This window comes from Phocaeicola oris (assembly GCF_021295095.1).
GTDB classification, from domain to species: domain Bacteria; phylum Bacteroidota; class Bacteroidia; order Bacteroidales; family Bacteroidaceae; genus Phocaeicola; species Phocaeicola oris.
Genome location: NZ_JAJLQX010000021.1, coordinates 1 through 23,630, shown reverse-complemented (window position 1 = coordinate 23,630; position 23,630 = coordinate 1). Strand labels below are relative to the sequence as shown.

Here is a 23,630-nt window from a genome sequence, read left to right as displayed (position 1 = left end):
TATTTCTAAATTTGCAAAAAGATAAGAAATGGAAGAAAAATTACGAATCATTATTAGTGGCGGTGGAACAGGCGGACATATTTTTCCTGCTGTATCTATAGCAAATGCAATCAAAGAACTGAGACCCGACACTGACATTTTATTCGTTGGAGCAGAAGGACGAATGGAAATGCAACGCGTGCCGGCTGCCGGATATAGAATAATTGGACTTCCTATTGCAGGATTCGATCGTCAGCACTTATTAAAAAATATATCTGTACTTTATAAATTGGGAAAGAGCCAAATGAAGGCTCGCCAAATTATTAAAGATTTTAAGCCGGATACTGCTGTCGGTGTGGGCGGTTATGCCAGTGGTCCAACACTTAAAATGGCCGGAATGATGGGAATCCCTACTCTCATACAGGAACAAAACTCTTATGCCGGAGTAACAAATAAGTTGCTTGCCAAGCAAGCAACAACGATTTGTGTAGCTTATGATGGTATGGAACGATTTTTTGAAAAAGACAAAATCATTATGACAGGAAATCCTGTCCTCCAGACCTTAATTAAAGACAAAAAAGATAGATCAGAAGCTGTTAAAGCATTCGGACTCGATCCTAATAAAAAAACAATTTTGATTATTGGTGGAAGCCTTGGAGCACGCACACTAAACAACTGTATGATGCATGGATTAGAAAAAATTAAAACATCAGGAGTTCAGTTTATCTGGCAATCCGGCAAAATTTACATTGATGAAGCTCATGCAACTGTAAACAAATTCGGAGAACTACCAATGGTCAAGTTAACTGATTTTATTAACGATATGGCTACAGCTTACAGTGCCGCTGATTTGGTTATCAGTCGTGCCGGCGCAGGCTCAATCTCAGAATTTTGTCTGCTCAGCAAACCTGTTATTCTAATTCCATCACCAAACGTCGCAGAAGATCACCAAACAAAAAATGCATTGGCACTTGTTAGTAAAGATGCCGCTTTATATATTAAGGATGCCGATGCTGAAAAGAAATTACTCGACACCGCTATTGAAACCGTTAACAAGCCTGAGCTTTTAAAAAAGCTAAGCGAAAATATAAATAAGTTGGCTTTCAAAAATTCTGCAACAATTATTGCAAAAGAAGTAATCAAATTGGCAGAAAAGCATAAAGAAGAAATAAAGAAATGAACATTAATACAATAAAAGCTGTATACTTTATAGGTGCCGGAGGCATTGGTATGAGTGCATTAGTCCGTTATTTTCTGGCAAAAGGAAAAGCTGTTGGCGGATATGATCACACGCCTTCTGCACTTACAGAAAAATTAATTGAAGAAGGCGCTGACATCCATTATGAAGAAAGCACAGCTTTAATCCCTAAAATATTTAAAGATAAAGATACTACTTTGGTTGTATATACTCCGGCGATTCCATCCGAACATAGAGAATTGGTCTTTTTCCGCGATAATAACTTTATCATTATGAAGCGTGCTCAAGTTTTAGGCATGATTTCTGAAACGGGCAAGGCTCTTTGCGTTGCAGGAACACACGGAAAAACCACTACATCGACCATGGTCGCGCATATCTTGCGTCAATCACACATAGATTGTAACGCATTTCTTGGTGGTATATCCAAGAACTATGGAACGAATTTACTTCTCTCCAAAACAAGTGATTATATTGTTATTGAAGCTGATGAATTCGACAGATCCTTTCATTGGCTGTCACCATATATATCAGTTGTTACGGCTACCGATGCTGATCATTTAGATATCTATGGAACAAAAGAAGCTTATCTGGAAAGCTTCCGACACTATACCTCTTTGATTAGAGAAGGTGGAGCATTAATCATTCATAAAGGATTGGAATTAAAGCCGGATTTAAAAGACAGCGTGAAGCTTTACACCTACGCAAAAGATGAAGGAGATTTTCATGCTGAGAATATCCGTATTGGGAATGGAGAAATTGTCTTCGATTATATATCACCATTCGGTAATATAAAGGATATTAAGCTGGGCGTACCGGTTCTTATCAATATAGATAATGGTATTGCCGCTATGGCACTTGTCCAGATGGTGGGTGCAACCTCTGAGGAAATTCGTAAGGGTATGAGCAGCTTCAAAGGTGATGAACGCCGTTTCGATTTTGCTTTGAAAAATAATCATGTAGCCTTATTAAGCGATTATGCACACCACCCGGAAGAAATAAAACAAAGCATACTTTCTTTACGAGCATTGTATCCGAATAAAAAACTAACCGCTATTTTCCAGCCTCATCTTTATACCCGGACAAGAGATTTCTATAAAGATTTTGCGGAGAGTCTCTCTTTACTCGACGAGGTCATACTCATTGATATTTACCCAGCAAGAGAAAAGCCTATCCCCGGTGTAACAAGCCAGCTTATTTATGACAATATACAACCAGACGTAGAAAAACGGCTTTGCCATAAAGAAGATTTAGCAAAAATCTTGAAAACAGAGAAAAAAGATATCGTTATTGTATTGGGAGCCGGAGACCTGAATGATATGGTTCCTGAATTTACCCAAATATTAAAACAAAAATGATAAAAAAACTATTCATATTCCTTTTATTAGTATTGTTATTGGTCTACCTCGTAGCAGCTATGACAATATTTAACAGCAAACCATCGGAAGTGGTTTGTAAGGATGTTGATGTAGTTTTAAAAGATACAATGAATTTTGGCTTTATTAATAAAAAAGAACTTATCGGACTCCTAAAGCAGAAAGGCATTAGTCCTATTGGAAAAACAATGAATGAAATAAATACCGACACTTTAGAAAGAGTTCTTGAGAAGCAGCCTTTTATAGAAGAAGCCAATTGTTACCGGACACCGGGAAATGAAATTGGCATAACCGTGAAACAACGAGTTCCTTTATTGAGAGTCATGGCCAATAGTGGAGAAAACTATTATGTCGATACGAAAGGGCATATAATGCCTGTGCCAAACAAGGCTTCCCACGTAGCCGTCGCAACCGGATTCATTGATAAAAAGTTCGCTCAAAAAGAACTATACGAATTAGGAGAATATCTCCACACCCATCCTTTGTGGGATGCACAAGTAGAGCAAATAAACATAACAGCAAATAGAGAAATAGAATTAGTCCCTCGCGTTGGAGAACAAATTATTTTCCTTGGGAAGCCCGGAGCATACGACCGCAAATTCAAACGACTGAAATTTTTCTACGAAAACGGGCTAAACAAAGTGGGCTGGAATAAATATAGTCGAATCAGTTTAGAATTCGACAATCAAATAATATGTACAAAAAGATAGAAGTTAGATATGGCAGCAACAACAGATTTTATTGCGGCAATTGAACTGGGATCAAACAAAATCACAGGAATTGCAGGAAAGAAACTTTTAGATGGCAGTATTCAAGTACTGGCTATGGCCAGCGAAAACTCTGAAGAATGTATACGGAAAGGAGTCATCTACAATCTGGACAAAACCGCGCAAAGCCTTACTTCGATAATCCATAAAATGGAATCGACATTAAAGGCTTCTATCGGTAAAGTCTATGTAGGAATAAGCGGACAATCATTAAGGACACTATTAAGCACCCAGACTCTCCACTTTGATGAGGAAACAAAGATTACTCAGGAATTAGTTGATATTCTCTTAGAAAAGAATCGTCAAGTCCCAATTGTTGATCAAGAAATCTTAGAAGTATCACCACAGGAATATAAGGTTGGAAACAATCTGCTCATTGACCCTGTCGGTGTTCCAACTGATAGCATTGAAGGCCGATTCTTGAATATTATTGCCCGGAGCAGTGTTCGCCAAAACATCGAGAAATGTTTTAATCAGGCTGGAATTGAAATTGTCGATTATATTATCTCACCTTTGGCTTTAGCCGATGCCGTACTAACAAGCACCGAGCGCAGGTCGGGATGTGTATTGATTGACTTTGGAGCTGATACAACTACCGTTTCTGTTTATAAAAATAATATCCTCCGGCACATGGTTGTCATTCCATTGGGTGGAAACAATATAACTAAGGACATCTGCAGCAAACAGATTGAAGAAGAAGATGCCGAAGCTCTTAAAGTGCGCTACGGAAACGCGTGGGCTGAATTAGTAACAGAAGAAAAAGATCCCGTTACCTATACCATAGGCGGACGTTGCAGTATCAATGCTGATGAGCTAAACGATATAGTTGAAGCACGCGTAAGTGAGATTCTCCAGAACGTATGGAATCAAGTTATGATATCCGATTATCAGGATAACCTGTTGGCCGGAGCTGTTCTTACTGGTGGTAGTTCAAACTTAACAAATATTGATATTGCTTTCTCAAAGATTACACATATTAATAAGGTACGTATTGCCAAAGAAACACAGTTCTCTGTGAAAGGAACGCCGGAAGTCCATAAAGATGGAACACAGAATACGATTATTGCTCTGTTAGCTGGAGGAAAAGAGAATTGTTGCGAGGCATCTGTGAAATCTCAAAAGAAAGAGGAACAGGCTATTCCTCCTGCTGTCGAAGGGTTGTTCAACGAGAAAGGCGAAAGTGCCGAGAAAGAACGTCAACAAAAGATTGACGAACTGAACGAGAAGATAAAGAAGGAAAACGAGTTGAAACAACTTCAGGCTGAATATCTTTCTATCATGAACGAAGTACACTTGCTAAAGGAACAACAGAACTACAAAGAAGCTCTAAACGAACTGAATAACGCGAAAAATCTGGGGCTCCCCGACAAGGAAGAAGAAATCAAAGACAAGGAGAATGAGATAAAAGAATTGAAACGAAAAAACAGCCGCTGGAATAAATGGCTGAATGTCATTCTGGAAGATGATAAAAACGATGAAAGAAAGTAATAATTGCCAAACCTATAAAGAATAAGATTATGTCAGAAAACGATAATATAAATCCAATGGGCTTTGATTTTTCAGACACTGAAGAACAAAACAAGAAAAATTCAGATGTAAAAACTACTTCTCCTACTAATAATTCGTTTGGTAGCGAAGATCGCCCAACCGACAATGAACCACTGAACTTTGTGTTTCCTGATAATAGCAAGAATCCAAGCATTATCAAGGTAATTGGCGTTGGTGGCGGTGGTGGCAACGCTGTAAACCACATGTATAAAGAAGGTATTCACGATGTTACTTTCGTAGTTTGTAACACTGATAATCAAGCACTGCAAGAATCTCCTGTTCCTATCAAGCTCCAACTTGGAAGTGAGGGACTTGGCGCGGGAAATCGTCCGGAAAGAGCTCGAAAAGCTGCCGAAGAAAGTTTAGAAGATGTAAAAAACATGTTGAACGATGGATGTAAGATGGTATTCATAACAGCCGGAATGGGTGGAGGAACCGGAACCGGAGCTGCTCCTATCATCGCAAAAACAGCCAAAGAGATGGGAGTCCTGACTGTCGGCATCGTAACTATCCCGTTTCTATTCGAGGGTAACAAAAAAATAGATCAGGCTCTCGACGGTGTAGAAGAAATGAGCAAACATGTTGATGCATTACTTGTTATCAACAATGAACGGCTCCGTGATATCTATTCCGACTTTAGTGTGATGAACGCTTTCGGAAAGGCTGATGATACACTGTCTATCGCAGCAAAGAGCATAGCAGAAATCATCACTATTCGCGGAACTATTAATTTGGATTTCAATGATGTCAAAACCGTTTTGAAAGATGGTGGTGTAGCTATCATGAGTACCGGCTATGGTGAAAGTGAAAGTCGTGTTACTCAAGCTATTAACGACGCGCTACATTCACCATTGCTAAATAATAATGATATTTTCAACTCAAAAAAGATTCTGTTCAACATCTCATTCAGCACGAAGAACGAACTGATGATGGAAGAAATGAACGAAGTACACGATTTTATGTCCCGATTTGGAACAGATGTGGAGACCAAGTGGGGACTTTATATTGATGAGTCACTCGACCAGCGTGTTAAGTTCACTGTTCTTGCCACCGGATTTGGAATTAAGAATATTCCGGGCATGGAAGAAGTCATCAACAAACGTACTATTGCTGAACAGAAAAGATTGGAAGAACAGGAAATCGAGGACGAGAAGAAAGAGAACAGACGTACCGAATACTATGGCAAAGACATAGCAAACTCTACAAAAAAGAAACGTCACCTAAATGTCTATATCTTCTCGCTGGAAGACTTGGATAATGACGATATCATCAGCGCTGTTGATACCACTCCCACCTATACCCGCACGAAGATTGTCCTTGATGGCATTAAATCGAAAGCCGATGAAGAAAAAGCTTCGACTCAACCTAAAGAAGAAAACGAAAATCTAACAATTACATTTTAATAATTAAATACAACTATGGATTTATTTGATCAAATCAGTAACGACATTAAAGAAGCCATGAAAGCCAGAGATAAAGTAAAACTGGAAACGCTGCGTAATGTCAAAAAAGTATTCCTTGAGGCAAAGACTGCCCCCGGAGCTAATGATACATTGACTGATACCGACGCATTGAAAATTCTGATGAAATTAGCCAAACAAGGCAACGAATCAGGCGAACTATACAAACAACAAAATCGTCCGGACTTGGCCGAAGAAGAATATGCGCAGGTAAAAGTCATCGAACAATATTTGCCTAAAATGATGAATGCCGAAGAACTTGAAGCAGCTATTAAAGCCATCATAGCGAAAGTGGGCGCTACATCTATGAAAGATATGGGAAAAGTAATGGGTGCCGCTACCAAAGAGCTGGCCGGTAAAGCCGAAGGCAAAGATATATCTGCCAAAGTGAGATCTTTACTTGCGTAAGCATTCCATTTTAAAGCAACTGTTAAGAATCTCGCCATCAGTATCATAACTTATGACGAGACTCTTTTTTGTACTTTATATATAACAACCGAAAAAGTGATACGCATGAATCATTCAACTCATCCGCATGAACCGATCAACTGATGCGGATGAACTTGTCAACTCATCCGCATCAGTTGAGCAACTCATACGTATCACTTTCCAAATTCATGGGCATCAAATCTGTGGCTGATCAGGGTTGATTTCCCAAAACATGATGTAACCACCTAAAAAGGAACAGAAATGTATGATATACACCCTTTTGAATTCGTCGGACTCCCATAAAATAAACCAATTCCTTCAAACAAAACAGAACAACTAATACGCCAGTTCGGGATAAGTTTAGTATGCGAACAGTTCTAACTGCCTTGATTTTTCCACATATACCGGCAGTGCCTCTGGCTTATTCTCAAAAAAGCAATATGCAGTAAGGGCAGAACATAAGTTCATAATAAAATTATGTATCGATCGGTGTCGTGAGTGTACAAGGTTCGCTTTGTTCTTTAGCAGTTCATTGATGCACTCGATGATATATCTTTTTCTCAGCATCATCTTGTCCCACATAGGCATAAGTTTATTCTTCATTCTTGCTTTAAGACCATGAACGAGTTGAATACCTTGACCGAACAGACTCTCGAAGAGTTCCTGTTTGATGTATCCTCTGTCAGCAAATACCTTTCCATATAGAACCTTTGTAAATACCGTCCATACTCTGCTGTCCCTGTCATCTACGTTTGCCCCTGTAAGACAGAATGTTATCACTTCACCTGAATCATTACAAAGCAGATGCAGCTTGAACCCATGGCACCAGCCCATGGTACCCTTTCCGTTCTTGGCAAGACCGGCAAAGACCTTGTTGAAATGCCGTCTTACATTGTGACATACAGGAATCATCGTGCTGTCAACGAACGTTATGCCTGTACACTTACCGAAGGCATGGAGTTTCATGAACAACATCATCTTAAAGAACACACGGGGCATGAGTTCAACAAAACGATTATAGGAGACGGCAGCAGGGAATTCATGCCTGAGCCACACACGGATACAGTTCTGATAATACTCCTTGAAATTACGGTATGTACCGAAATGATAGCATACAAGGATCGTCATGATTTCACTTTCAGAAAGCCTTCCCTTACGATTTCTGCAACGTTTACCATTGCTGTTGTAGGATGGTAAACACAGGTTTTTACTCAGTTCAACATTCAAATTCTTATCAAACTCATCAATAATACAGAAAATTTCTATAACTTTGTCTTTGGTAATCATCGCTTAGTTCTTTTGTAAGTTCTTGATTTTCAACTATAAAGTTACAAAAAAAACTAACGAGATTACCAACTTTTAAAAGGACTTTATTAACCCGAACTCGCGTAACTAATAAAGAAAAATAAGCTAAACGATAATATTAAGAAAAGAGTTCTTTCAACACATCAATCGACTTTAATACAGGAAAATCCGGCAAATGTAACCGATAATAACCATTTATAATCGTCAGGCAGCGATTTCTCTGCATACGATTCATCTTGAATATATGCATCGTTTCATAATTCATTCGCATAAAATTAGGAACTACAGCCGATTCCTCTTGGCTCAGATAAGCCCCGTGTGTGGGAAGAAAAGGAGTAAACTGTGCATTCATCATATCAAAATAGCACCCCGGCATATAATTTTCTGTATTCGGATAGAGCCCGATAAAACGTGACAGGCGAATGAGAAAAACTAAATGGAAATTTGAAAAATCTTTTTCGCAGGCATCAAGCCATCGAATGGAATTCTCAAGATAAGCAAAAAGCGGAACATTCTCCTCTTCCTCTCGTAAAACCCGATAGAGAAACTCCGAAAGGAATAAAGCCATAGCCGACTTATACGGATTATAGGGAATAGTCGCGAATGGAAACCATGACTTCGCGCTCCGTATCGGATAAATATGAGCGTTCGGGCGACAGTCCGCCTCAAACTCAACAAATGCCAGCGGTTGGAAAAGGACAGTCTTAACACCCGATTTTCGAGAACGGGATACTCTTACCAGATAAGAACCCCTACCCGATTGCTGAGTATAGATATCGACAATATTCATCGAATCATTGTATTTAATACTGTGAAGGACAATGCCAACCAACTTTTGAAACATAGTACAAATATAGGTGTTTTCACCTCAAAAAAATATTTTTATAAAAAAAATGCTCAAAATACTTGTGAGTAAAAAAAAGAGTTCATACCTTTGCATCCGCTTTCAGGCACAAAATAGTTGCTTAAAGTGCCGAATGGCCTCTTCGTCTAACGGTTAGGACGTCAGATTTTCATTCTGGTAATATGGGTTCGATTCCCGTAGAGGCTACAAATAACAAAGAAAAAAGAACAATTAATTAAAGATTAGTCGAGATGGCAAATCACAAATCATCCATTAAGAGAATAAGACAAACAGAAGTTAAAAGACTTCATAATCGTTATTACGCAAAGACCATGCGTAATGCGTTGAAGAAGCTTCGTAGCACTACAGATAAAGAGGAAGCATTAAAAGCATATCCTTCTATGCAGAAAATGTTGGATAAATTGGCAAACGTCCATATCATCCACAAGAATAAAGCAGCTAATCTGAAGTCCAGTTTGTGCGCTTATATCAATAAGCTCTAAAGAGTTAAGATTCTTTTTCAGATAAAGAAATACAGACCGAATGAAACCATTCGGTCTTTTGTTGTTTAAAGAGGAATTTCCAAAAGGATCCCTCTTTTTATTTCACTTATTTTAGGTATTAATTGATGGAAAACTCATTGATTTTTTGTACCTTTGAAAGCTAAAATAAAAGAGTTTAATATAGATATGACTGAAGAAGAAAAGATTCAAGGAGAGGCCAACTATTCGGCCAGTAATATTCAAGTCCTTGAAGGATTGGAAGCTGTTCGTAAGCGTCCGGCCATGTATATTGGCGATATCTCAGAAGGTGGTCTCCACCAGTTAGTATACGAAGTGGTTGATAATTCCATTGATGAAGCGTTAGCCGGATATTGCGATAAAATAAACGTTACCATCAATAAAGATAACTCTATTACTGTTGAGGATAACGGACGTGGTATCCCTGTCGATTATCACCCTAAAGAGAAAAAATCTGCGCTTGAGGTTGTAATGACTGTTCTCCATGCCGGTGGAAAGTTCGATAAAGGTTCATATAAAGTATCAGGTGGTTTACACGGTGTAGGTGTTTCTTGTGTAAACGCATTGTCTACTAAAATGATTACCAATGTTTATCGCAATGGAAAAATATACCAACAAGAATATTCCCGTGGTAAAGCTCTCTATCCTGTAAAGGGAATTGGAGAGTGTGATGGCAAGACGGGAACAAGGCAGGAATTCTGGGCTGATGACACGATATTCACTACTACAACATACAAGTTTGATATTCTGGAGAACCGTTTACGTGAGCTATCTTTCCTGAATAAAGGTATCACCATAACGCTGACTGATATGCGCGATGTGGACGAAGATGGTAATCCGCGCTTTGAAAAGTTTCATTCTAATGACGGACTAAAAGAATTTGTTCGCTGGTTAGACCGCAGCAATACCCCGTTAATGAATGATGTTATCTATTTGAACACAGAAAAGAATGGAACTCCTGTTGAATGTGCCATTATGTATAACACAGGATTCCGTGAGAGTCTTCATTCATACGTTAATGATATCCATACTCGCGACGGAGGTACTCATGAAGCAGGTTTCCGATCAGCATTAACTCGAGTACTGACAAAGTATGCTGAAGATTCTAAAGCATTGGAAAAAGCAAAAGTAAAAATTGAAGGTGAAGACTTTCGTGAAGGATTAATCGCTGTTATCTCAGTAAAAGTATCAGAGCCACAGTTCGAAGGTCAGACTAAAATGAAACTTGGCAATAGTGAAGTACGTGGTGCTGTCGATCAGGCTGTAGGCGAAGCTCTTACCAACTATCTTGAGGAACATCCAAAAGAAGCTAAGTTGATTGTTGATAAAGTTGTGTTAGCTGCTACTGCACGTATTGCTGCACGCAAAGCTCGCGAGACAGTCCAGAGAAAAAGTCCGATGGGCGGTGGTGGTCTGCCGGGTAAATTGGCCGACTGTTCGAGTAAAGACCCCGCGGTATGCGAGTTATTCCTTGTCGAGGGAGACTCTGCCGGTGGTTCCGCAAAACAAGGAAGAAGTCGTTCAACTCAAGCAATCCTCCCTTTAAGAGGTAAAATTCTGAATGTTGAAAAATCTATGTGGCACAAAGCTTTTGAGAGTGATGAGATCAACAATATTATAACAGCTTTAGGCGTACGTTTTGGTGTTGACGAAGAAGAGAACAGTAAGAAAGCTAACATTGACAAACTCCGCTACAACAAAATTATTATCATGACCGATGCCGATGTAGATGGTTCACATATTGACACCCTTATCATGACCCTCTTCTATCGTTATATGCCTGAGCTGATTGAACAAGGACACTTATACATAGCAAACCCACCATTATATAAGTGTACAAAGGGGAAAGTCAGCAAATATTGCTATACTGAAGCCGCACGTGAAGAATTTATCAAAGAATATGGTGGAGGTGAAGAAACGGGTATTCACACTCAGCGATACAAAGGTTTGGGTGAAATGAATCCGGAACAGTTATGGGAGACTACAATGGATCCGGAGAAACGGATATTAAAACAAGTCACTATTAACGAAGCGCAAGATGTAGATGAAACATTCTCTATCTTAATGGGCGATGATGTAGAACCTCGTCGTGAATTTATTGAAAGAAATGCTACTTACGCGAATATTGATGCGTAAGGCTATTATTTAACTAAATAACAAATCCATCCTCGCATCTTACAATCGAGGGAAGAGGATGTGTCCAAACGACGCATCCTCTTTTTATTTACGTTCTTTCCTTCTATAGAAGAAGCCGCGACTCATAAATCACCATAAAAAATATTCCTACGTTATTGAAGGGATAAAAGATAATTAAAATCAAACAAGAAAGAACAACATAAAGTCCAAAAAGTCTTTTCATTCATATTTTTAGTCTTTAATGAATGAAAAGTGAATAGAATAAACTAAATTTACCACCAAATAAAAATTTAATAAGTTTTATTATGAAAATCACATTTCGAATTGAGTATCGCACTGCTTGGGGAGAAGAAATTGGTGTTAACATAAATGGGAATGAAACAAAACTTATTCCACTCAGTACAAGAGATGGCATCATCTGGGAAGGAAAAACGGAATATGAAGTAGAAGAAAAAGACAAAATCCTTTCTTATAGGTATGGTGTATATCGTAATCACCGGTGTATCCGGTTGGAGAGGGGCAATATGCAGCACATCATCCCTACTATCGTTAGCAAAAAAGATATCTGTATACAAGTAGACGACAATTGGAGAGACTTACCTATCAACAGCTTTCTATATAGTTCCGCTTTCAGCAGACATTATCTTCTGCCAATAGAACATTCATTTAACTATTCCACTGCAGGAAATATTATTTTTAGAGCTCTCTGTCCTACTTTACGACATAGAAATCAAAAGTTGGGGATTAGTGGAAATGGAGAAGTCTTTGGCAATTGGAATCCGGAAAAACCTATTGAGATGTTCGAAATTAAGCAGAACGAATGGATTGCTGTTATTGATGCATCTCAATTGAATTATCCTTTAGAATACAAGTTTGTTGCCATAGACGAGAAAACGAATAAAGTGGTTGAGTGGGAAAATCACAATAACCGTATCATCAACCAATGCGACGTTCATCCTACAAGAATTTATACTACGCCCGAAGCGGAAGTCTTTTTCAACGCAAAACTTCCAAAGGTTGCCGGAACCACTATTCCTATATTCTCATTAAAAAGTGAAGGAAGTTTTGGAGTTGGGGACTTCGGCGACTTAAAAAAGATGATTGACTGGGCAGTACTCACCCATCAACATGCTATACAGATTTTACCTATCAACGATACAACCATTACAAATACATGGACAGACTCATACCCTTATAATAGTATATCTATCTACGCTTTCCATCCTATGTACATTGACCTAAGACAGGTTGAAAAATTGAAAGATGAAAAGCTGCAAAGTGAATATGATACCAAACAACAAGAACTTAATGCACTTCCTCAAGTTGATTATGAAGCAGTAAACGAAGCTAAACGCTCGTACTTGAAACTACTATTCAAACAAGAGGGGAAAAGGAAACTATCAACTAACAGCTTTAAAGAGTTTTATCAAAAAAACGCGCATTGGTTGCAGCCTTATGCGGCTTTCTCTTTCCTAAGAGACAAATATGGCACACCTAAATTCAGTGAATGGCCGGAATATACCATCTATAAAAAAGAAGATATTGATAATCTCTGTGATACGAAAAGCAAGTCATACAACGAAATCTCATTCTATTACTATGTACAGTATTTGCTTCATATCCAATTACTCAACGCCAGTGACTATGCTCGCGAGAAAGGAGTTATTCTGAAAGGCGATATTCCTATAGGCATTAGTCGCAACAGTGTTGAAGCATGGATTGAGCCTTACTACTTTAACATGAACGGTCAGGCCGGAGCTCCGCCGGATGCATTCTCCGCCAATGGGCAGAACTGGGGATTTCCAACTTATAATTGGGATGTCATGGAGAAAGACAACTATCAGTGGTGGCAAAAACGATTCCGCAAAATGGCAGAATACTTTACGGCTTACAGAATAGATCATATCCTTGGATTCTTTCGCATTTGGGAAATTCCAACTCATTCGGTTCATGGGCTTCTCGGACAGTTTGTTCCATCTCTGCCAATGAGCACTTCAGAGATAGAAAGTTACGGGTTACCGTTCCAGAAAGAATTTATGACCAAGCCTTTTATCAATGACAAAATCATCAAGGAGAAATTCGGTGAGAAATCGGAATATGTCGTCCGTCATTTCTTAAGACATGAACATCATGACATTTATTCCATGCAACCGAAATTCGATACACAAAGAAAGGTGGAAGCCTACTTTGCTAATAAATCCGATGAAGAAAGCCTTACTATAAAAGAAGGACTTTATTCTTTAATCAGTGATGTACTCTTTGTGCCCGACCGTAAAGACAAAAATCTGTATCATCCTCGTATTGCCGTACAGAATGACTATGTATATAAACAGTTAAGTTGGAAAGAGAAAGAAGCATTCAACAATCTGTATAACGACTACTATTATAAACGCCACAACCGATTCTGGTATGAACAAGCAATGAAGAAGTTACCTACCCTTACTCAGTCCACTTCCATGTTATGCTGTGGAGAAGACCTCGGCATGGTTCCTGATTGTGTACCTTGGGTAATGAACGAACTGGAGATTCTAAGCCTTGAGATTCAACGTATGCCTAAGAATCCGGCACACGAATTCGGCCATGTTTGGGAATATCCGTATAGATCGGTTTGTACCATTTCTACTCACGACATGTCAACTTTGCGAGGGTGGTGGGAAGAAAATTATAATCAGACATCACATTTTTACAAGCACATCATGGGACATTGGGACGAGACGCCAAAAATTGCTTCTGGATGGGTATGTGAAGAAATCATTAAACGGCATTTGGAATGTCCATCTATCCTCTGCATTCTCTCGTTTCAAGACTGGCTTTCCATGGATGAAGACATTAGAAATAAGAATGTAGAAGCTGAGAGAATTAATATTCCGGCCATTCCACGTTACTATTGGCGATATCGCATGCATCTCTCTATTGAAGAGTTAATAAAATGCGACAAAATAAATGAGAAGATTAGAAATATAATTGATGAAAACGAAAGAAATTGATTACCATGAAACAAATTCCTGATAAAAGTTTTTGGCAGCTATGGAATATTAGCTTCGGCTTTTTTGGTGTACAAATCGCTTACGCTTTACAGAGTGCCAACATTAGCCGTATATTCTCCACGTTAGGGGCTGACCCGCATAATTTAAGCTATTTCTGGATACTTCCTCCTTTGGCGGGTATCATCGTTCAACCTATTATCGGAGTACTTAGCGATAAAACATGGACACGTTTCGGCCGGAGAATTCCTTATTTGTTCATAGGAGCACTCATTGCCGTATTAGTAATGTGCCTGCTTCCAAATGCAGGAAGCCTGGGTATGGGAGTAAGTGCGGCAATGATCTTCGGATTATTCTCGTTAATGTTCCTTGACACCTCTATTAATATGGCGATGCAGCCATTTAAAATGATGGTTGGAGACATGGTTAATGAAAAGCAAAAAGGACTCGCCTATTCCATACAAAGTTTTTTGTGTAATGCCGGTAGTTTAGTAGGATATCTGTTCCCGCTTTTCTTTGCGTACATAGGAATTAAGAATGTGGCACCCGAAGGTGTCGTTCCCGACTCTGTAATTTATTCGTTCTACATCGGAGCTTTAATCCTCATCCTTTGTGTTATTTACACGTCTTTAAAGGTTAAAGAGTATCCCCCTGAGGAATATGCAGAATATCACGGCATTAAACACGAAGAAAAACAAGAGAAATCAAACGTGTTCAAACTTCTGGTAAAGGCACCCAAGGTTTTTTGGACCGTTGGACTGGTTCAATTCTTTTGCTGGGCTGCCTTCATGTTCATGTGGACTTACACAAATGGCAGTGTCGCCCTCAATGTTTTTGATGCTCCCACAGTAGAGAGACTTGTTAACGGAGTTCAGCGAATTGTTCTTGACACCAAGTCGAATGAATATCAAGATGCCGCAAACTGGGTCGGCATGTTATTTGCCATTCAAGCCATCGGTTCCGTATTATGGGCTATCGCTATCCCACAGTTCAAAAACCGGAAACTTATTTATGCACTCAGCCTTATTTTGGGGGGAATAGGGTTTATATCTGTTTTCTTCATCCACAACAAATACCTCCTGTTCGTTTCGTTCCTGCTCATAGGCTGTGCATGGGCGGCCATGCTCGCGCTTCCTTTTACACTTCTGACCAATGCTTTAACAGGTGGACACATGGGTACTTACCTTGGTCTGTTTAACGGTACCATTTGTATCCCTCAGATTGTGGCCGCAGCACTTGGTGGTTCCATCCTGCACATCTTTACCAAAACCGGACAGGTTTCTCCCGAAGTGAATATGTTGGTCATCGCAGGAATTTTACTCTTCATTGGAGCATGCTGTGTAAGTCTGATTAAAGAAAAAGTACACGATATCCAATGATTAATTCTCCTTGCCTTCATTTCTATAATAACATAGAAAGAAGATAAGGGGAATTGTGTATATACCAGTCTGAAATTAGGCATTTCAATAAATATTTTGTATCTTTGTTAAGTACAACTAAGCTATTCACAGATGTGATGTGCTCGAATCTCAATTGTGATGTGCTCGAATCTCAACTGTGATTTGTACGAATCTCAATTGTGATTTGTTTAGTCTGCAAAGAAAAACCGATAAGTTAACCTTATCAGAATACTAATTTAACTTCTAAATCATTTAATTTTATGAGTATTTTTTATGATTTTTATCCTTCTCCCGACTTGAGAAAAGATGGTCAGAGCACTTTTAATGCTAAGTTTGTGAAAAATGGGGAAATCAACACGAAAGAATTGGCACAACTCATTGCACGCAGAAGTACAATGAGCGAAGCTGATGTGATAGGTGTCCTGACGGCTCTTTGTATTGTGATGAAAGAACGGTTGATGGATGGAAATACGGTCAAATTAGATAACATCGGCAGTTTCCACGTTCGTGTGAAATCGAAAAAAGTCAGCAGGACGGATGAAATAAGAGCGGAAAGCATCGAAACAAACGGCATTACATTCCAAGTTGCCAAGTCGTTGAAAGACGAGATGAGGAAGTGTGACTTTATAAAAGTCCCTACCGCCCTTTCGCACCGCTCTGTCTTTACCGACAAAAAGAAAATCATCTCCAATATTAAGCTGTATTTAGAAAATCACCTATACATCACACGCCGTGAACTGGTTGGGTTATGTGGCTTAAGCAATGCCACCGCTTATCGAATTCTGAAAGAATGTGTCAAAAACGGAATGTTAAACCATCCCGGAGCTAAGAATGCTCCATATTACTTTAAGAATTAAGTACAAAGAGAAAAGGTAATAAAACTTGACTCTCAAAAGGAATCATTCTTTCTTACTTATATTTTATTCCCATTACGAATTTATTAGATTATTAATAATCAGTTCATTAACTTTTATCATCATTAATATTTTCTTTCAAATAGGAATGGACGATTCAAAGTTTTTATATATTTGTAAAAGAAAAACTTAAATCGCATTAATCTTTATATCATGAAAAAAATACTGTTACTTATGAGTATTCTATCTTTATTGGGAAATTTGTCTGCGAAATCGGCAGATATGATAAAGAAAGTTGCACCAACCTTTTGGTGGGCAGGAATGAAGAATCCCGAACTGCAGGTCATCTTATATGGGGATAACATATCTAATAACGATGTATCTGTTTCATCGTCCGATATATTTATCAAAGAAGTTGTCAAACAGGAGAATCCCAACTACCTTATTGTATATCTCGACTTATCAGAAGCTCAACCTCAAAAATTCAATTTCATTCTTAAAAACGGGAAAACGAATACGCTCGTTCCATACGAGTTAAAACAACGCGACACTCATTCTTCTGATATTCAAGGATTCGACGCAAGTGATGTTCTCTACTTAATTATGCCGGACAGATTTGCAAATGGTAACCCTGACAATGACATTGTTTCGGGAATGTTCAAGAATAAAGTTGATAGAAACGATCAATATGCTCGTCACGGAGGAGATTTGAAAGGTATAGAAGAACATTTGAACTACATATCCGACTTGGGGGTAACTGCAATATGGTTGAATCCCATTCAAGAGAACGATATGCCACATGGCTCCTATCACGGATATGCTATTACCGACTATTTTCAGGTTGACAGACGTTTAGGAACAAACGAAGAGTTCAAATCTTTAGTAGAAAAGACTCATGAAAAAGGAATGAAAGTAGTCATGGACATGATTTTCAACCATTGTGGAAGTGAGAACTACTTGTTTAAAGATATGCCTTCAAAAGATTGGTTCCACTATAAAGGCAATTATGTTCAGACTTCGTACAGAACGGGTAGTGTACAAGACATTCATGCTGCCGACTACGAGAAAGAAATTGCCGTTGATGGCTGGTTCACTAAGAATATGCCCGATTGGAATCAAAACAACCGACATGTTGCAACATACCTTATACAGAGCAGCATATTTTGGATAGAATACGCCGGTATAAATGGCATCAGACAAGATACTCATCCTTATGCCGATTTTGACATGATGGCCAACTGGTGCAAAGCAGTTCTAAATGAATATCCTAACTTTAATATTGTCGGTGAGACTTGGGTGAACAGCAACGTTCAAGTTTCTTTCTGGCAAAAAGACAGCAAATTAGCTGCTCCTCGTAATACTGAATTGCCAACAGTCATGGACTTTCCTCTGATGTCGATTATGAATCAGGCTTTCGATGAAAGCACTACAGATTATGATGGAGGTCTGTTTAAACTATACGAGTATCTTGCACAAGATTTGGTTTATGCAAATCCCATGAAGTTGCTCATCTTTGTAGATAATCATGATACATCTCGATTCACTCGTAACGCTGAAGACGCAAAAGATCTGAACCGTTTCAAACAAGCTATGACATTCTTACTGACTACAAGAGGAATTCCACAAATCTATTATGGAACAGAAATCCTGATGGAAGGAGAAAAGTCGGAAGGTGATGGCTTGCTAAGAAAAGATTTCCCCGGCGGTTGGGAAGGAGACGCCACAAATGCTTTTAATCCTTCAGGTAGAACAGACCGGCAAAACGAAGCTTTCGACTTTTTAAGTAGGATTCTGAAATGGAGAAAAGGCAATGAAGCCATTGCAAAAGGTACATTGAAACATTTCGCACCCAATAAGGGTATATATATCTATGAACGGAGATACAATAACCGGTCTATCGTTGTTATGCTAAATGGAAACAACAGAGAACAAACTATCGCTTTAGAACCATATAAGGAGATTCTGCCGGCCAATAAAGCTTATGACGTTACTTCGCAAAAAACGGTGGAAATAGGTAAAGATATTACATTGGAAAGTAGAGGGATTCGTATTTTGGAATTCTAAAGTATTGTTGTCCTGTAAAACTTTTCGCTTAATCAAGAATTAGGGCTGACACTTCTCTCGAAGTATCAGCCCTAATTCTTATATTGCTGCTCAATGTTTAGCGGACAGCAATATTATCAAAAGAAAAAGAAGCACAAGTTATTTTGCAAACGGACAGGAATAGAGCCTACCATAGGACATCTTAAAAGTGATTACAGATTATTTCGCAACTTTTATAAAGGCGTGAAAGGAGATGCCATCAATGTCATGTTAGCAGCTATGGCGTATAATTTCAAAAGAGCCATGAGAATTCTTTTGTGGCTTATAAAAATAATCACCGAAAAGTTATCCGAATACAACTTTTCGGTGAAATGGACTTTTATCAAATTATCTTTTATTCTGCTTCAAAAACCCTAAAACTTTTAATTTGAGGCGTTGCTTTCGATTCCCCAATAATTAAGCGTATTTGGTTAAGCGTAATAGGAGCAAATGTTTCTATCCGTTTATGACCGATACAAGAACCTGTACACATGTTAATCCAAGATCCGTCTTTTTCCCCTTGAATTCTGTATTTCAATACTCGTTCTCCTAGAGAGATATCCTCTTGAATAATTAAATGATCTATTGTAGTAGGAGTTGAAAGATTAAGGACAAATTCATTACCAGTTCCTGAAGTTTCTGCTATAGGATTGGTATATTTAGCTCTTATTGCATCACCAAATTCTTTTATCCGCTGTACATCTGCGTCTGGGACGAGACCTCTTTTATCTATGACTATTCCTAACAGCATATTTGTATTCCGTCCTACGCTAGTTTCATATTTTTTTATTAGTTCATCTACTGAAAATATCATGCTATCCTGTCCTACATGCCAGAACCATCCGCCTTGGAAAGATTTGTTCCAACGTAAAGTGAAGTCGGACTCGCCAGGACACCAAAAAGGAGCGAAAGGGTCACCATTCAGCCCATTAATAGCCATAATCCCATCTGAAGAAGTGGTAGAATCAGCAGTAGCCCAGCATGGATAAGGAGCAACTCCTTCTTCATTGCCTACCCAACGGACCAAATTAGGATAGCCATATGGACCCTGAAAAGCAATAGCATTCGGCTGCAATTTTTTTAGCAATGGAAGTACCTCAGCTCCTCCTCTTTCCATAGATAGTACTCCCCCGTCAAACCAAATTTCAAAAAGTTCACCATAATTGGTCCATAATTCTGTAAGTTGCTTTTTTACAATTTCATTGTATTCTTCTTGAGTGACGGGAGCACCTTCTTGAACTAATCCCGGATTATCTACATGCAAATAGCCATTGGCTGTAGTACTGGCATATATTCCAGGCTTAATCCCATTTTTTTTGCATGAGTTAACGAAATCTTTTACGATGTCACCATTACCATTTTTCCATGGGGAATGTTTAATGCTATAACCATGAGCTTCTGTTGGCCATAGGCAAAAGCCACTCCCATGTTTAGCGACTAATACTGCATATTTTGCACCTAACTTTGAAGCGGTTTCTATCCATTGGTCTGTATTTAATTCTGTTGGGTTGAAAGAGGATGCATTCGGATGATTACCCCATTTACGCCAATTATATTCTGGATAGTATACAGGCATATCAAAATGAATTAATACTCCAATTTCTGCATCCGCCCATTTTTGTTGCAATAGATTGGGCTTAATTACTACTCCAGAAAAATTATGATTCTTGCTGGAACAACCCCATCCTCCAAGTATTATAAATATGACAATCACATAAAAAATAGTATTTTTTTTCATATTAATTTTCCCAGCCTGGGTTTTGAGGTTTTAAATTTGGATTATAAGTAAGTTCATCTGTTGGAATAGGGTACAAATAGAGCCGGTCATTCCAAACACGAGTCATTCCTGAATATAAAATTCTATATTCCCCTGTTTCTGGATCTCTTGCCCCTAAATATGATTTTACATTTTCCAACAACTTTCCAGCTTTCCATCTACATAAATCATTCCAACGTAACCCTTCACAAGCTAATTCTACACGACGTTCACGACGAATTTCATTAATCAACGGGGATACGCCAACCTCCCAATCAGGCCAATTAGGATCTATAAAATCAATATTAACATTCATATGAGGCATAGCTACGCGGTCTCGCAATTTATTAATTGTTTTATCCAATACAGTTTGATCACATTCACCTAATTCTGCTTTGGCTTCTGCATAGTTTAATAGCACTTCTCCATAGCGATAAACCAGATCATCTAATGTACATTTTATGTACTCATTATCTTCTGACAAAGGAGAATACAATTTGTAAAGGCGATATCCAGTAAATGTCATATTGTTAAAGACAGGAGAATTTTCGTATTCTTTTGAACCATCTGGTAAAATCGCAATAGGCCGATCTGGAGTATAAACACACTGCTTCAGACGCGGATCTCTATTTTCAAATTCGTCCATAAATTTAGCATCTCCTTTGTATAAGCTACTTAACTCGATTGGTAGTCCATCTTTGCAAAGGAATGATTCAACAAAATCTTTAGTCATGCCTGTACCTGCTTCTCTTGCACTTCTAGGGCGGTTATTCATCCTTTTATCTGTGATATAAGAAACAAAGAAAATAGCTTCTTTATTGTCCGTATAATCTTGTTGGTTGAACAAAGCATGATAATCTTCTTTTACATCCCCAGTTTGATATAATTCAAATTTCCCACTATTTATTATTGCTTCAGAAGCTTCTATACTTCTTTTTAAGAACTTTTCAGATTGATCTAAATTACGATATTTTCTCCAAGTCCCTTCAAATAAGCATGCTCTTGATTTTAATGCTAAGGCTGCATATTTGCTTAATCTGCTTTCTCGCATATCTTCTGGTAACCATTTTATGGCATTATCTAAACATGCACATATAGAATCCATAACAATACTTCGATCATCACGTTTTTCTTGTAATTCTTTAGAAGACGTAGTCAAATCTTCAGTTAACCAAGGTACGTCGCCATATCTAAGGACTTTTTCATAATAAAACTTAGCTTTAAAGAAATAAACTTCTCCAACATATTGGTTTATAATACTTTGCTGTCCATTGACGGTATGGTAACGGCTTAAAAAGTAATTGCAATTGCGTATGTTACTCCAATCGCTTTTTCCCCATCCATCCCCAGAAGAAGGGATGGTGTATTCATTCCATGAAAATGAGTTTTTAGAACGATTTGCTTGATTATCTGAGTTATCATCTACTGAATACACATCCATATTATCTAATGTTGTATAAAATTGATTGGCAAAATTTTTTAAGTCGCTTTCTGTATGCCAATATGTTTCATCATTGATCTTATCTTTAGGATACCTTTCCATAAAATCATCATTACAGGAAATAAGCCCTAAGAAAGAAATGACAACTGTTATTATTATATACTTATTCATAGTTTTATAATTATCAAAATGTTAAATTAGCTCCTAAAGAATATGCCCTCATAAAAGGATAAGCATTTGCCGTACTCTGTTCAGGATCAAAGGAATCTGGCATCTTAGAGAATTCGAAAAGATTTTCAGCGTTAAAATAAACTCTAAGTTTTGATATCTTCATTTTATCTGTTATGCTTTTAGGTATAGTATAACCGAGAGATAGTTGTTTACACCGAATATAAGCCCCATTAGCCAAAAAACGACTCTGAGTTTCAGTTACGGCAGACCCATTCAATCTTGCTCGTGGATAAAAAGCATCCTTATTATCTATCCTCCAATAATTATAATTCATTTTTTGAGGCACAGACCATTCAGACGTATAATGGGATAGATAAAAGCTATTTGATAAAACAAGATCACGTTTCATCGTCCCTTGAAAGAATATAGAAAGATCAAATCCTTTATAATCTACATTTTCACGTAGACCAAAATTATAACGAGGTGTTGAATTACCTATAATCTTTCTATCACCAGGATCGTCAACAGTATTTTTTCCTCTTGTTATTTTTCCATCACCATCTAAATCTGCGAATTTAATATCACCTGCATATTGAGTATAACCTACTATTTTTGACTGGTCCCAAGAAGCAGCCTCTTCATCTGTCTGAAATAAACCTTCTGTTACAAAACCCCAATATTCTCCAAGTTTTTTCCCAACATAGTAGCTGTCAGAAAGGTTTTTTGTAGGATTGTCATATTTTGTTATTTCAGATTGATAATCTGATAAAGAAAATACTGTGCTATGATTAAGTCCACAATCTAAAGAAGAGTTCCAAGTTAAAGATAACTCCCAACCTCTAGTTTTTAAATCCGCCGCATTCATTTGAGGTTCAGAAGTTCCCAATATGGATGGCAATGTTTTTGATTTGGTTAACATGTCATATGTAGAGCGAACGTAGTAATCAAAATCACCAGTTAAATGGTTATTTAACATAGTGAAACTAACTCCTAAGTCCCATTGCTTTACTGTTTCCCATGTCAATTTATCACTGACCAATCCAGGTGCATAAACTGACATTTGCTTATTTCCATCAAACAAATAACTTAATTCTCCAATGTTATAAGTCAGAATGTATGGATAATAGCTATTTACAATTTGATTACCCAATGATCCGTATGAGCCTCTAAGTTTAAAGTCGCTTATAAAATTAGATAAAGGTTCCCAGAATTTCTCTTGCGAAACTCTCCATCCTAACGAAAATGTTGGAAAAAACGGCGTAATGGACATTTGGTAGGCTGAAAACCTCTCGTGTTTTAGTAATGGACATTTGGTAGGCTGGTAATTCCAGCCTACTTTTTTATATTCAGGAACCCATCTATGAACTTCTTTTTATTAACCT

At 38.1% G+C, this 23,630-nt stretch carries 17 protein-coding genes, 1 tRNA gene and 1 pseudogene; 14 read left to right on the top strand and 5 right to left on the bottom strand.

Features of this window, described 5'->3' with window-relative positions:
• The first annotated feature begins 28 nt into the window (after positions 1 to 28).
• From murG to LO761_RS10355, 6 genes are read left to right on the top strand one after another with little or no spacing between them, the layout of a single operon-like run.
• On the top strand, positions 29 to 1,159 hold the full coding sequence (gene murG / locus LO761_RS10380; protein WP_272818218.1) for an undecaprenyldiphospho-muramoylpentapeptide beta-N-acetylglucosaminyltransferase: 1,131 nt from the start codon (positions 29 to 31) through the stop codon (positions 1,157 to 1,159).
• Positions 1,156 to 2,532 (top strand): UDP-N-acetylmuramate--L-alanine ligase, encoded by a 1,377-nt coding sequence (murC, locus tag LO761_RS10375; RefSeq protein ID WP_272818217.1) that lies wholly within the window; start codon positions 1,156 to 1,158, stop codon positions 2,530 to 2,532. The genes murG and murC overlap by 4 nt, the downstream gene beginning before the upstream one ends.
• The gene (locus tag LO761_RS10370) at positions 2,529 to 3,260 is read left to right on the top strand and encodes a cell division protein FtsQ/DivIB (RefSeq protein ID WP_272818216.1); all 732 of its coding nucleotides are present in this window, start codon (positions 2,529 to 2,531) and stop codon (positions 3,258 to 3,260) included. The genes murC and LO761_RS10370 overlap by 4 nt, the downstream gene beginning before the upstream one ends.
• Before the next feature lie 9 nt (positions 3,261 to 3,269).
• A complete protein-coding gene (ftsA, locus tag LO761_RS10365) occupies positions 3,270 to 4,805 on the top strand; it encodes a cell division protein FtsA (protein WP_272818215.1) in 1,536 nt (511 codons plus the stop codon).
• A 29-nt stretch (positions 4,806 to 4,834) separates the two neighbouring features.
• On the top strand, positions 4,835 to 6,268 hold the full coding sequence (gene ftsZ / locus LO761_RS10360; RefSeq protein WP_272818214.1) for a cell division protein FtsZ: 1,434 nt from the start codon (positions 4,835 to 4,837) through the stop codon (positions 6,266 to 6,268).
• Positions 6,269 to 6,283: 15 nt separating this feature from the next.
• Positions 6,284 to 6,733, top strand: a complete 450-nt coding sequence (locus LO761_RS10355) for a GatB/YqeY domain-containing protein (protein ID WP_272818213.1) — start codon at positions 6,284 to 6,286, stop codon at positions 6,731 to 6,733.
• Between the two features lie 381 nt (positions 6,734 to 7,114).
• Here LO761_RS10355 and LO761_RS10350 read toward each other — a convergent pair whose 3' ends face one another.
• Positions 7,115 to 8,041: an IS982 family transposase gene (locus tag LO761_RS10350; protein ID WP_272818212.1), complete on the bottom strand. Its 927-nt coding sequence runs from the start codon at positions 8,039 to 8,041 to the stop codon at positions 7,115 to 7,117.
• Between the two features lie 136 nt (positions 8,042 to 8,177).
• Entirely contained in the window at positions 8,178 to 8,903 is a 726-nt protein-coding gene (recO, locus tag LO761_RS10345; protein WP_272818211.1) for a DNA repair protein RecO, read from the bottom strand.
• 135 nt (positions 8,904 to 9,038) lie between these two features.
• On the opposite strand from recO, the gene LO761_RS10340 reads away from it, so the two are divergent.
• From LO761_RS10340 to LO761_RS10305, 8 genes and pseudogenes are all read left to right on the top strand, one after another.
• Positions 9,039 to 9,110, top strand: a tRNA-Glu gene (locus LO761_RS10340).
• 44 nt (positions 9,111 to 9,154) lie between these two features.
• Positions 9,155 to 9,406, top strand: a complete 252-nt coding sequence (gene rpsT, locus LO761_RS10335) for a 30S ribosomal protein S20 (protein ID WP_272818210.1) — start codon at positions 9,155 to 9,157, stop codon at positions 9,404 to 9,406.
• 186 nt (positions 9,407 to 9,592) lie between these two features.
• Positions 9,593 to 11,560: a DNA topoisomerase (ATP-hydrolyzing) subunit B gene (gene gyrB, locus LO761_RS10330; protein WP_272818209.1), complete on the top strand. Its 1,968-nt coding sequence runs from the start codon at positions 9,593 to 9,595 to the stop codon at positions 11,558 to 11,560.
• 305 nt (positions 11,561 to 11,865) lie between these two features.
• On the top strand, positions 11,866 to 14,547 hold the full coding sequence (locus LO761_RS10325; protein ID WP_272818208.1) for a 4-alpha-glucanotransferase: 2,682 nt from the start codon (positions 11,866 to 11,868) through the stop codon (positions 14,545 to 14,547).
• Between the two features lie 5 nt (positions 14,548 to 14,552).
• Positions 14,553 to 15,923, top strand: coding sequence for an SLC45 family MFS transporter (locus LO761_RS10320; RefSeq protein WP_272818207.1), 1,371 nt, complete (start codon positions 14,553 to 14,555; stop codon positions 15,921 to 15,923).
• A 281-nt stretch (positions 15,924 to 16,204) separates the two neighbouring features.
• Positions 16,205 to 16,801 (top strand): HU family DNA-binding protein, encoded by a 597-nt coding sequence (locus tag LO761_RS10315; protein WP_272818206.1) that lies wholly within the window; start codon positions 16,205 to 16,207, stop codon positions 16,799 to 16,801.
• 210 nt (positions 16,802 to 17,011) lie between these two features.
• Positions 17,012 to 18,862 carry a glycoside hydrolase family 13 protein gene (locus LO761_RS10310; RefSeq protein WP_272818205.1) on the top strand — a complete coding sequence of 617 codons (1,851 nt, stop codon included), beginning with the start codon at positions 17,012 to 17,014 and terminating at the stop codon, positions 18,860 to 18,862.
• Between the two features lie 111 nt (positions 18,863 to 18,973).
• A pseudogene (locus LO761_RS10305) lies at positions 18,974 to 19,258 on the top strand (transposase); the annotation flags it as partial.
• Here the strand turns inward: LO761_RS10305 and LO761_RS10300 are convergent.
• Genes LO761_RS10300 through LO761_RS10290 form a run of 3 tightly spaced genes read right to left on the bottom strand, consistent with a single transcriptional unit; the run spans position 19,236 to position 23,518 of the window.
• Positions 19,236 to 20,618: an alpha-L-fucosidase gene (locus LO761_RS10300; RefSeq protein ID WP_272818204.1), complete on the bottom strand. Its 1,383-nt coding sequence runs from the start codon at positions 20,616 to 20,618 to the stop codon at positions 19,236 to 19,238. The pseudogene LO761_RS10305 and the gene LO761_RS10300 overlap by 23 nt on opposite strands.
• Position 20,619: 1 nt before the next feature.
• Positions 20,620 to 22,248: a RagB/SusD family nutrient uptake outer membrane protein gene (locus LO761_RS10295; protein WP_272818203.1), complete on the bottom strand. Its 1,629-nt coding sequence runs from the start codon at positions 22,246 to 22,248 to the stop codon at positions 20,620 to 20,622.
• 13 nt (positions 22,249 to 22,261) lie between these two features.
• Positions 22,262 to 23,518, bottom strand: a complete 1,257-nt coding sequence (locus tag LO761_RS10290; RefSeq protein ID WP_272818202.1) for a SusC/RagA family TonB-linked outer membrane protein — start codon at positions 23,516 to 23,518, stop codon at positions 22,262 to 22,264.
• Positions 23,519 to 23,630 lie beyond the last annotated feature (112 nt).

Bases quoted from the DNA above. Each gene is read 5' to 3' on its own strand.
- LO761_RS10370 (WP_272818216.1), top strand. From the start codon at position 2,529: ATGATAAAAAAACTATTCATATTCCTTTTATTAGTATTGTTATTGGTC.
- LO761_RS10310 (WP_272818205.1), top strand. From the start codon at position 17,012: ATGAAAAAAATACTGTTACTTATGAGTATTCTATCTTTATTGGGAAAT.
- gyrB (WP_272818209.1), top strand. From the start codon at position 9,593: ATGACTGAAGAAGAAAAGATTCAAGGAGAGGCCAACTATTCGGCCAGT.
- LO761_RS10325 (WP_272818208.1), top strand. From the start codon at position 11,866: ATGAAAATCACATTTCGAATTGAGTATCGCACTGCTTGGGGAGAAGAA.
- ftsZ (WP_272818214.1), top strand. From the start codon at position 4,835: ATGTCAGAAAACGATAATATAAATCCAATGGGCTTTGATTTTTCAGAC.
- ftsA (WP_272818215.1), top strand. From the start codon at position 3,270: ATGGCAGCAACAACAGATTTTATTGCGGCAATTGAACTGGGATCAAAC.
- recO (WP_272818211.1), bottom strand. From the start codon at position 8,903: ATGTTTCAAAAGTTGGTTGGCATTGTCCTTCACAGTATTAAATACAAT.
- LO761_RS10355 (WP_272818213.1), top strand. From the start codon at position 6,284: ATGGATTTATTTGATCAAATCAGTAACGACATTAAAGAAGCCATGAAA.
- LO761_RS10320 (WP_272818207.1), top strand. From the start codon at position 14,553: ATGAAACAAATTCCTGATAAAAGTTTTTGGCAGCTATGGAATATTAGC.
- murC (WP_272818217.1), top strand. From the start codon at position 1,156: ATGAACATTAATACAATAAAAGCTGTATACTTTATAGGTGCCGGAGGC.
- rpsT (WP_272818210.1), top strand. From the start codon at position 9,155: ATGGCAAATCACAAATCATCCATTAAGAGAATAAGACAAACAGAAGTT.
- murG (WP_272818218.1), top strand. From the start codon at position 29: ATGGAAGAAAAATTACGAATCATTATTAGTGGCGGTGGAACAGGCGGA.
- LO761_RS10350 (WP_272818212.1), bottom strand. From the start codon at position 8,041: ATGATTACCAAAGACAAAGTTATAGAAATTTTCTGTATTATTGATGAG.
- LO761_RS10300 (WP_272818204.1), bottom strand. From the start codon at position 20,618: ATGAAAAAAAATACTATTTTTTATGTGATTGTCATATTTATAATACTT.
- LO761_RS10295 (WP_272818203.1), bottom strand. From the start codon at position 22,248: ATGAATAAGTATATAATAATAACAGTTGTCATTTCTTTCTTAGGGCTT.
- LO761_RS10315 (WP_272818206.1), top strand. From the start codon at position 16,205: ATGAGTATTTTTTATGATTTTTATCCTTCTCCCGACTTGAGAAAAGAT.
- LO761_RS10290 (WP_272818202.1), bottom strand. From the start codon at position 23,518: ATGTCCATTACGCCGTTTTTTCCAACATTTTCGTTAGGATGGAGAGTT.